The 8318-nt window shown below is 69.6% G+C and carries 7 protein-coding genes; 2 read left to right on the plus strand and 5 right to left on the minus strand.

Annotated features, from left to right (window positions below):
- Together B2U11_RS06925 and B2U11_RS06930 are read left to right on the plus strand one after the other, a co-directional pair.
- A partial coding sequence (locus B2U11_RS06925; RefSeq protein ID WP_292070794.1) for a TonB-dependent receptor occupies positions 1–2099 on the plus strand: 2099 nt, incomplete at its 5' end.
- 10 nt (positions 2100–2109) lie between these two features.
- On the plus strand, positions 2110–3801 hold the full coding sequence (locus B2U11_RS06930) for an alkaline phosphatase D family protein (RefSeq protein WP_292070795.1): 1692 nt from the start codon (positions 2110–2112) through the stop codon (positions 3799–3801).
- Here B2U11_RS06930 and dxs read toward each other — a convergent pair whose 3' ends face one another.
- From dxs to B2U11_RS06955, 5 genes are all read right to left on the minus strand, one after another.
- Positions 3802–5715 carry a 1-deoxy-D-xylulose-5-phosphate synthase gene (gene dxs, locus B2U11_RS06935; RefSeq protein ID WP_292070814.1) on the minus strand — a complete coding sequence of 638 codons (1914 nt, stop codon included), beginning with the start codon at positions 5713–5715 and terminating at the stop codon, positions 3802–3804.
- A 58-nt stretch (positions 5716–5773) separates the two neighbouring features.
- The gene (locus B2U11_RS06940) at positions 5774–6616 is read right to left on the minus strand and encodes a polyprenyl synthetase family protein (RefSeq protein WP_292070815.1); all 843 of its coding nucleotides are present in this window, start codon (positions 6614–6616) and stop codon (positions 5774–5776) included.
- 68 nt (positions 6617–6684) lie between these two features.
- Positions 6685–7026, minus strand: coding sequence for a tRNA-binding protein (locus B2U11_RS06945; protein ID WP_292070796.1), 342 nt, complete (start codon positions 7024–7026; stop codon positions 6685–6687).
- A complete protein-coding gene (locus B2U11_RS06950) occupies positions 7023–7271 on the minus strand; it encodes an exodeoxyribonuclease VII small subunit (RefSeq protein WP_292070797.1) in 249 nt (82 codons plus the stop codon). Before B2U11_RS06950 ends, B2U11_RS06945 begins: the two co-directional genes overlap by 4 nt.
- A 50-nt stretch (positions 7272–7321) precedes the next feature.
- Complete coding sequence (locus tag B2U11_RS06955; protein ID WP_292070798.1) at positions 7322–7981, minus strand: histidine phosphatase family protein; 660 nt, start codon at positions 7979–7981, stop codon at positions 7322–7324.
- Positions 7982–8318 lie beyond the last annotated feature (337 nt).

Consider the following 8318-nt stretch of genomic DNA (forward strand, 5'->3'; position numbering starts at 1 on the left):
GCGGCGCGCTGATCGGCGCGGTCAACCTGGTCCAGAACCGCGCCCGCCCCGGACAGACCGACGCCTACGCCCAGGTCGAGTTCGGCGACGAGGGCTATCGCATGGTCGAGGGCGCGGTGAATCTGCCCGTCGGGGAAACCGCCGGCCTGCGCCTGGCCACGCGGATGAAAACTCGCGACGGCTATGTCGACAACCTGCTGGGCGGCGAGGACTACAATTCCATCGAGACCCAAGCCTTTCGCCTGTCGGGCGCCTGGGCGCCGACCGAGGCGATGCGCTTCGACGTGATCGCCAACTATCAGACCGATGAAGCCTCCGGCACCTCGTTCAAGTCGATCGCCTACGCGCCCTTCGACCCGACGACCGGCGCGGTCCTGGGCGGCGACGCTCCGTGGGAAGGGGCGGCCCTGACGCCCGGCGCCGATTTCGACGGCGGCAAGAGCCTGGGGCTGGACCGCGAAGTGTGGGGCGTCACGGGCCTGGCGCGTATCGACCTGTCGCCCAGCCTGACCCTGAACTCGACCTCCGCCTATCGCCAGTTCGACTCCTACGAGACCTTCGACGCCGACGGCGTGTCCCTGCCCATCCTGACCGCCGCGGAGGACGCCCACGGCGAACAGTGGAGCCAGGAGTTCCGCCTGAACTACGACAACGGCGGCCGTCTCAGCGCCTTCGCCGGCGCCGGCTGGTTCCAGGAAGAAGGCTATCAGCGCGCGCCCACCCAGTTCGACGAGCGCTACGCCCTGATCCAGCTGGCGACGCCGCTGGGCGACCAGCGGCTGAAGCTGCCCTATGTCGCGCCCCTGCCGATGGTCGTCGGCGGCGTTCTGTCGGGCCTGCTGCCCTCTTCGGCCGCCCCGCTGATCCCTGGCCTGCTGAACAATCTCAAGACCAATCACACCGAGGTCTCGACCAACAGCAGCGACCTGACCTCCTACGACCTGTTCGGCGACATGACCTATCGCTTCACCGACCGGTTCGAAATGTCGGCGGGCCTGCGCTGGACCCAGGACGAGAAGACCACCGGCCTGTCCAATCGCGTCGAGAACGGACGCTCCATCGCCGGCGGCCTGATCGCGGTCCAGACCCTGGGCGCGCGCGCCGCCGCCCTGGCCCAGGCGGGCGATCTGGTCGGCGCCGCAGCTCTCCAGGCCCAGATCGGCCAGCTGCTGCAGGGCCTGGCGACGCCGGGCGCGGCCGACCTGCCCCTGGCCAGCGGCCTGCCCCTGTTCGGCCTGACCGCCCAGCCCACCGCCAACAACGGCGACTTCATCTATCAGGACCACGACGACGACGGCCTGACCTGGCGCGTGACCGCGCGCTACAGCCTGTCGGACGACGCCAGCGTGTACGCCAACTACGCGCGCGGCCGCCGCCCCGAGATTCTGAGCGCCGTCGCCCCCTCGGCCCCGCTCGGCGCGCCGACCTTCAACGTCATCGAGGCCGAGACGGTCGACAGCTACGAAGTCGGCGCCAAGGCCGCTTTGATGGACGGCCGGCTGCGACTGGACGGCGCGGTGTTCCACTACGCCTACGAAAACTTCCAGACCACCGAACAGGTCGGCACCGCCTTCGTCACCGTCAACGCGGGCGAGGCCAAGGCCTACGGCTTCGAGGGCCAGGTCTTCTACGGGATCACGCCCGACTTCGACCTGTTCGCGACCTATGGCTACAACCACTCGCGCTTCGAGAGCGGCGCGCGGGACGGCAACCGCTTCCGACTGTCGCCGGACAACATGGCCTCGATCGGCGCCCTGTGGCGCCTGCCCGTCGCCGGCGGCGCGGTCGAGATCCAGCCGACCTACACCTGGCAGTCCAAGGTCTTCTTCGACGACGACAACGATCGGCCCGAGCTCCAGGTCGGCAACTTCGTGCCCGACCGGGTCCAGGACGAATATCAGGACGCCTACGGCCTGCTGAACCTGCGCGTCCGCTATGCGCCGGACAGGGGGAACTGGGGCGTCGAAGCCTTCGGCGAGAACATCCTGGACGAGGAATACGTCAAGGACGCCGGCAACACCGGCGACGCCCTGGGCCTGCCGACCTTCATCGCCGGTCGCCCCGCCGCCTACGGCCTCGTGTTCAAGCTGACGCTCTGAGGACCCGCCGATGAAACTGGATCGCCGCAGTCTTCTGAGCCTCCTGGGCGCGGGCGCGACCACCGCCTGCGCCAGCGTGCCGGACGCCCGCAATGACCGTGAGGTCACCTTCCTGCACGGCGTCGCCAGCGGCGATCCCGACGCCCGTTCGGCGGTGTTCTGGACCCGCGTGACGCCGGCGGACCCGGCGGGGGGCGACGTGGCCGTCACGCTGGAGGTCGCCCGCGACGCCGACTTCGCCGACATCGTCGCCCGGCGCACCGACCTGCGCGCCCGCGCCGAGCGCGACTTCACCGTGAAGCACGACCTGGACGGCCAGGGCCTGGAGCCGGGGACGGCGTATTTCTACCGCTTCGTCGCCGCCGGGATGGTCTCTCCGGTCGGTCGGGTCCGCACCCTGCCGGTAGGCGCGACGCCCGACGTGGTCATGGCGGTGGTGTCGTGTCAGCTCTACCCCGGCGGCCTGTTCAACGCCTATGACGCCATCGCCGGGCTGGAGCGGCTGGACGCCGTCGTCCACCTGGGCGACTACATCTACGAATACGGGGCCGAGGCCGACGATTACGGCATGGCGTCCGGCCGGCGCCTGGGCCGCACGCCCGAACCGCCGCACGAGATCGTCAGCCTGGCCGACTACCGGACCCGGCACGCCCAGTACAAGACCGACCCGGACCTTCAGGCCGCCCACGCCCGCGCCGCCTTCATCTGCGTGTGGGACGACCACGAGGTGGCCAATGACACATGGCGCGCGGGGGCCGAGAACCACCAGCCCGCGACCGAGGGCGACTTCGCCGTGCGCAAGGCGGCCGCCCTTCGGGCCTATTACGAATGGATGCCGATCCGCGAGCCCAAGGCCGGCGCCATGAAGCAGGCGATCAACCGCGCCTTCGACTTCGGCGACCTGGCCACCCTGGCCATGGTCGAGACGCGCCTGACCGCCCGCGCCGAACAGCTGTCCTACGCCGACATGACCCTGACGCCCCAGGGCGCGCCGGACATCGCCGCCTTCGAGGCGCGTCGTCACGATCCGTCGCGGGACCTGCTGGGCGACGACCAGCGGCGCTGGCTGATCGACACCCTGGCGCGCTCCCGGGCCGCCGGGCGCCCCTGGCAGGTGCTGGGCAACCAGGTCGTCACCGCCCGCGTCAAGGGTCCGCAGATCGACCAGCTGATGCCGCCCGAACAGGTCGCGGGCCTGTTGGCTGGCCTGCCCGCCGACATCCGCCCCCAGGTCGAGGCCTCGATCCAGCTGTTCAAGCTGGGCCTGCCTTTCAACCTGGACAGCTGGGACGGCTATCCCATCGCGCGCGAGCGCCTGTACGCCGCCTTTCAGGCCGCCGGGGTGGAGCCCATAGTCCTGGCCGGCGACAGCCACGCCTTCTGGGTCAACGAACTGCACGACGACGCCGGACGCCGCGCGGCGGTGGAGTTCGGCACCTCGTCCATCTCCAGTCCCTCGCCGGCCGACGCCATCGGCGGCCTGCCGCTGGGCCTGGCCCTGATGGCGGCCAATCCCCAGGAGGTGAAGTTCTGCGACCAGTCGTCCAAGGGCTTCGTCCTGCTGACCCTGGAAAGGAACCAGGCCACGGCCGAACTGCGCGCCGTCTCGACCATCATGGCCAAGCCCTATGAGACGCGGACGGTGAAGCGCTATCGCCTCGCCCGCACGGCGACGGGCCTGGGTGCATTGATCGACGGCTGATCAGGCCCGCGCGGCCCGCGTCGCGCCGACGCCCAGCGCGCCGAAGGCGGCGGCGGCGATCTGGTCCGCGTTCAGGCCGGCGGCCGCGTACATGGCCTCCGGCTTGTCCTGATCCTGGAAGACGTCGGGCAGGTGCAGGGTGCGGACCTTCAGCCCCGCGTCCAGCGCGCCCTTCTGGGCCAGCAGTTGCAGCACGAAGGCGCCGAAGCCGCCCATGGCGCCTTCCTCGACGGTGATCAGCGCCTCGTGCTCGCGCGCCAGGCGCAGGATCAGATCGGCGTCCAGCGGCTTGGCGAAGCGGGCGTCGGCGACGGTGGCCGACACGCCCTTGGCCGCCAGCAGATCGGCGGCCTTCAGCGATTCCTGCAACCGCGTGCCCAGGCTCAGGATCGCGACCGAGGTTCCTTCGCGCACGATGCGGCCCCGGCCGATCTCCAGCGGGGCGGCCAGGTCGGGAATGTCCACGCCCACGCCGTCGCCGCGCGGATAGCGGAAGGCGCTGGGCCGGTCGTCGATCTCCAGGCTGGTGGCGATCATGGCGGCCAGTTCGGCCTCGTCGGAGGCCGCCATCAGCACCATGCCCGGCAGGGCGCCCATGAAGCCGACGTCGAACGACCCGGCGTGGGTCGCCCCGTCGGCCCCGACCAGGCCCGCCCGGTCCATGGCGAAGCGCACCGGCAGCGACTGGATCGCCACGTCGTGCACCACCTGGTCGTAGCCGCGCTGCAGGAAGGTCGAATAGATGGCGCAGACCGGCTTCATCCCATCGGCCGCCAGTCCGGCGGCGAAGGTCACGGCGTGCTGCTCGGCGATGCCGACGTCATAGGTGCGGTCGGGAAAGGCCTGACCGAACAGGTCCAACCCCGTGCCCGACGGCATGGCGGCGGTGATGGCGACGATGGACGGATCGCGCTCGGCCCGCTTGATCAGCTCGGTCCCGAACACCTTGGTGTAGCTGGGGGCGTTGGAGATGGCCTTGGCCTGCTTGCCCGAGACCACGTCGAACTTGACCACCGCGTGCAGCTTGTCGGCGCTGGATTCGGCGGGCGCATAGCCCTTGCCCTTCTGCGTCACGACATGGACCAGAACCGGCCGGTCGGTGATCGCCGCCGCGTTCTTCAGGATCGGGACCAGGTTCTCCATGTCGTGCCCATCGACCGGCCCGACGTAATAGAAGCCCAGCTCCTCGAAGAAGGTGCCGCCCACGATCATGCCGCGCGCATATTCCTCGGCCTTGCGCGCCGCGTCGCGGAACGGGCGCGGCATATGGTCGACGAACTTCTTTCCGACCTTGCGGATGTTGCGATAGGCGCCTCCCGAGACCTGTTTGGCCAGATAGGCGCTCATGCCGCCGACCGGCGGCGCGATCGACATGTCGTTGTCGTTCAGAATGACCATAAGCTGGCCGCTGGTGGCCTCGGCGGCGTTGTTCATCGCCTCATAGGCCATGCCCGCCGACATGGAGCCATCGCCGATGACGGCCACCACTCTGTTGGTCTCGCCCTTCTGGTCACGGGCGGCGGCGAAACCGAGTGCGGCGCTGATCGAGGTCGAGGCGTGGGCCGCGCCGAACGGGTCGTATTCGCTCTCGCTGCGCTTGGTGAAGCCCGACAGGCCCCCGCCCTGGCGCAGGGTGCGGATGCGGTCGCGCCGCCCGGTCAGGATCTTGTGCGGATAGCACTGGTGCCCGACGTCCCAGATCAGGATGTCCTTGGGCGTCTCGAACACATGGTGCAACGCGACCGTCAGCTCGACCACCCCCAGGCCGGCGCCCAGGTGACCGCCCGTGACCGACACCGCGTCGATGGTCTCGGCGCGCACCTCGTCGGCCAGCTGCTGCAGCTGGGCCACGTCGAAGCTCCGCGTGTCGGCGGGAAACTTGACGGTATCGAGAAGCGGGGTGTCGGGCATCAGACGCGGAAACCTTGAGAAGTCTTGATCGTCAACCCGTGAGGTCGAGCGATGTTGCGTATCAGGACCGGCGCTTTAGCACAAAGTCCACGCTGGCCCTGAGGATTTCGGCGTCGTCGCCGAACATGTCCAGGTGGCCCCGGGCCTGGTCGGCCAGGTGCGCGACGCGGTGTCGCGCCTCGTCCAGACCCAGCAGGGTGACGAAGTTGGTCTTGCCCAGGGCCGCGTCCTTGCCGCCGGCGGCCTTGCCCATCTCCTCGGCCGAGCCTTCGGCGTCCAGCAGGTCGTCGACGATCTGATAGGCCAGGCCGATGTCGTTGGAGAAGTTCATCAGGGCCAGCCGATGCGCCGGCTCCGCGTCGGCGATGATGACCGGAATCTCGAAGGCGTAGGCGAACAGGGCGCCGGTTTTCAGCCGCTGCATCCGCGCCACCCCGCCCAGGTCGTCGCGCACGCCCAGCAGGTCGATCATCTGTCCGCCGGCCATGCCGCGCGCGCCAGAAGCTTCGGACAGGCGCGCGGCCAGGAGGCAGCGGATCGCCGGATCGTCGTGGGTGTCCTCGTGCAGCAGGATGTCGAACGCCGCCGTCTGCAGCGCATCCCCGGCCAGCACGGCGGTCGCCTCGTCATAGGCGCGGTGCACGGTGGGGCGGCCCCTGCGCAGGTCGTCGTCGTCCATGCAGGGCAGATCGTCGTGGACCAGACTGTAGGCGTGGACGCATTCCAGCGCGCAGGCGGCGCGCAGCACTGGTCGCTCCTCGATGTCGAACAGCCGCGCGGCCTCCAGGGCGAAGAAGGGCCGCAGCCGCTTGCCCGGCCCCAGCGCCGCATATCGCATCGCCTCCGTCAGGCGCGCCTCCGGCCCGTCGGCCCGCGGCAACAGTTCGTCCAGCGCCACCGTCATCAGGTCCGCGACCTCGGCGACGCGGTCGATCACGGCCTGCTCCGGCGAGTTGGCGGCGACCAGATGCGTCAAAACAGCCGCCCGCCCAGCGGAAGGTCGCGGTCCACCCCGATCAGAACCACCTCGCCGTCCGCGTCGGGAAAGCCCAGGGTCAGCACCTCCGACATGACCGGCCCGATCTGGCGCGGCGGGAAGTTGACCACGGCGGCGACCTTTCGGCCTTCCAACTGCTCGATCGTGTAGTGCTTGGTGATCTGGGCCGAGGACTTCTTCACGCCGATTTCCGGGCCGAAGTCGATCTGCAGCTTGAACGCCGGCTTCCTCGCTTCGGGGAACGGCTCGGCCCTGATCACCTGACCGATGCGGATATCGACCTTCAGGAAGTCGTCGAAGGCGATCTGCCCGGTCATTCGAAAGACGCCGCCTCGACGCCCCTGGCCTGGCCGTCCGGGCCGACCACGATCTTCTCGACACGCAGTTGGGCCGCCTTCAGCCGCTCCTCGCAATGCGCCTTCAGCCGCGCGCCTTCTTCATAGAGCGCGATGGACTCCTCCAGCGGAGCCTGGCCGGATTCCAGCCGGGACACGATGGTTTCCAGGCGCTGCAGCGCTTCTTCGAAGCTGAGATCAGTGGGCGGGGAAGCGACGTCGGTCATGGGGGCGGACCCTAGAGGGGGGCGCGTCCGGCTTCAACAGCGACGAAGGTTCAGCGCCGCTCGTATCGGCGCTGGGACCAGTATTTGAAGCCCTGGTTCTGGACCAGCCGCCAGCCATCGGCCTTCAGCCGCCGCCCGACCATGTGGTTGAAGTAGCCGTGGGCGAAGACCAGCACGTCCTTGCCGCCCGCGGCCTTGGCGATCAGGACCTGGGCGGCCTGTTCGGCGCGGGCCTCGGCCTGGCGGCGCGTCTCCTGCCCGCCATGATGATTGAACGCGTGCCACCAGAACCGCGACACCACGCCCCACCATTTGGGCGACAGCCTGATCCAGTCGGGGATCGGCGGCGGCGGCAGCGGCGCTTCGATGAACAGGGCGTCGGTCATGGTTTCGCGACCGGCGGCGACGGCGGCGGCGGTTTCCTGCGCTCTCTGGCGGGTGGAGACATAGATGGCGCCCGCCCCCTCGGCGGCGGCCACCAGGGCGGCCGGCGGGGTCTGGCCGGCGCGCAAGCCCCCGACCTCGTACTGCGCCCACCAGTCGCCGTACTGGCGCGCGGTGATCAGGCATTTTCTCGACAGCGCCGGCTCCCCGTGACGGATCAGGACGATGCCGCCGGGACGCAGCGCCACCGACAGGCCGGCGGCCTTCGGCGCCGTTTCCGGCGCGGCGGCTTCAGACGAATCGAGGGAGAGGGCGGGCGATGACATGGCGAACGGACGGGCCTTTGGTTTCAAGGCTTTGGCGTCCTCTGTCCTCCCCAAGCGCTACAGGCGGGCGATCGCCGGCGAGCGCGCCCCTCAAGGTCGTAACCGCCCTCGCGCACGGATACAACCTCGCCCTTGCGTGTCCTTGGCGTGACGCCGGCGCGGCGCCGCGCTAGAGCGGCCGACCATGACCGACGCCGTGATCCGCCCCGCCCACCCGAACGATGCTCAGGCGCTGGCCGAGTTGGGTCGCCAGACCTTCATCGACACCTTCGTGCGCGGCTTCGCCATCCCCTATCCGGCCAAGGACCTCGCGACCTTTCTGGACGCCAGCTTCAAC

Origin of the sequence: Brevundimonas sp. UBA7534 (assembly GCF_002479325.1) — a bacterium.
Classification (GTDB): Bacteria; Pseudomonadota; Alphaproteobacteria; order Caulobacterales; family Caulobacteraceae; genus Brevundimonas.

Coding starts and splice junctions, on each gene's coding strand:
- B2U11_RS06955 (WP_292070798.1), bottom strand. CDS start 7,981: ATGTCATCGCCCGCCCTCTCCCTCGATTCGTCTGAAGCCGCCGCGCCG.
- B2U11_RS06945 (WP_292070796.1), bottom strand. CDS start 7,026: ATGACCGGGCAGATCGCCTTCGACGACTTCCTGAAGGTCGATATCCGC.
- B2U11_RS06940 (WP_292070815.1), bottom strand. CDS start 6,616: ATGACGGTGGCGCTGGACGAACTGTTGCCGCGGGCCGACGGGCCGGAG.
- B2U11_RS06930 (WP_292070795.1), top strand. CDS start 2,110: ATGAAACTGGATCGCCGCAGTCTTCTGAGCCTCCTGGGCGCGGGCGCG.
- B2U11_RS06950 (WP_292070797.1), bottom strand. CDS start 7,271: ATGACCGACGTCGCTTCCCCGCCCACTGATCTCAGCTTCGAAGAAGCG.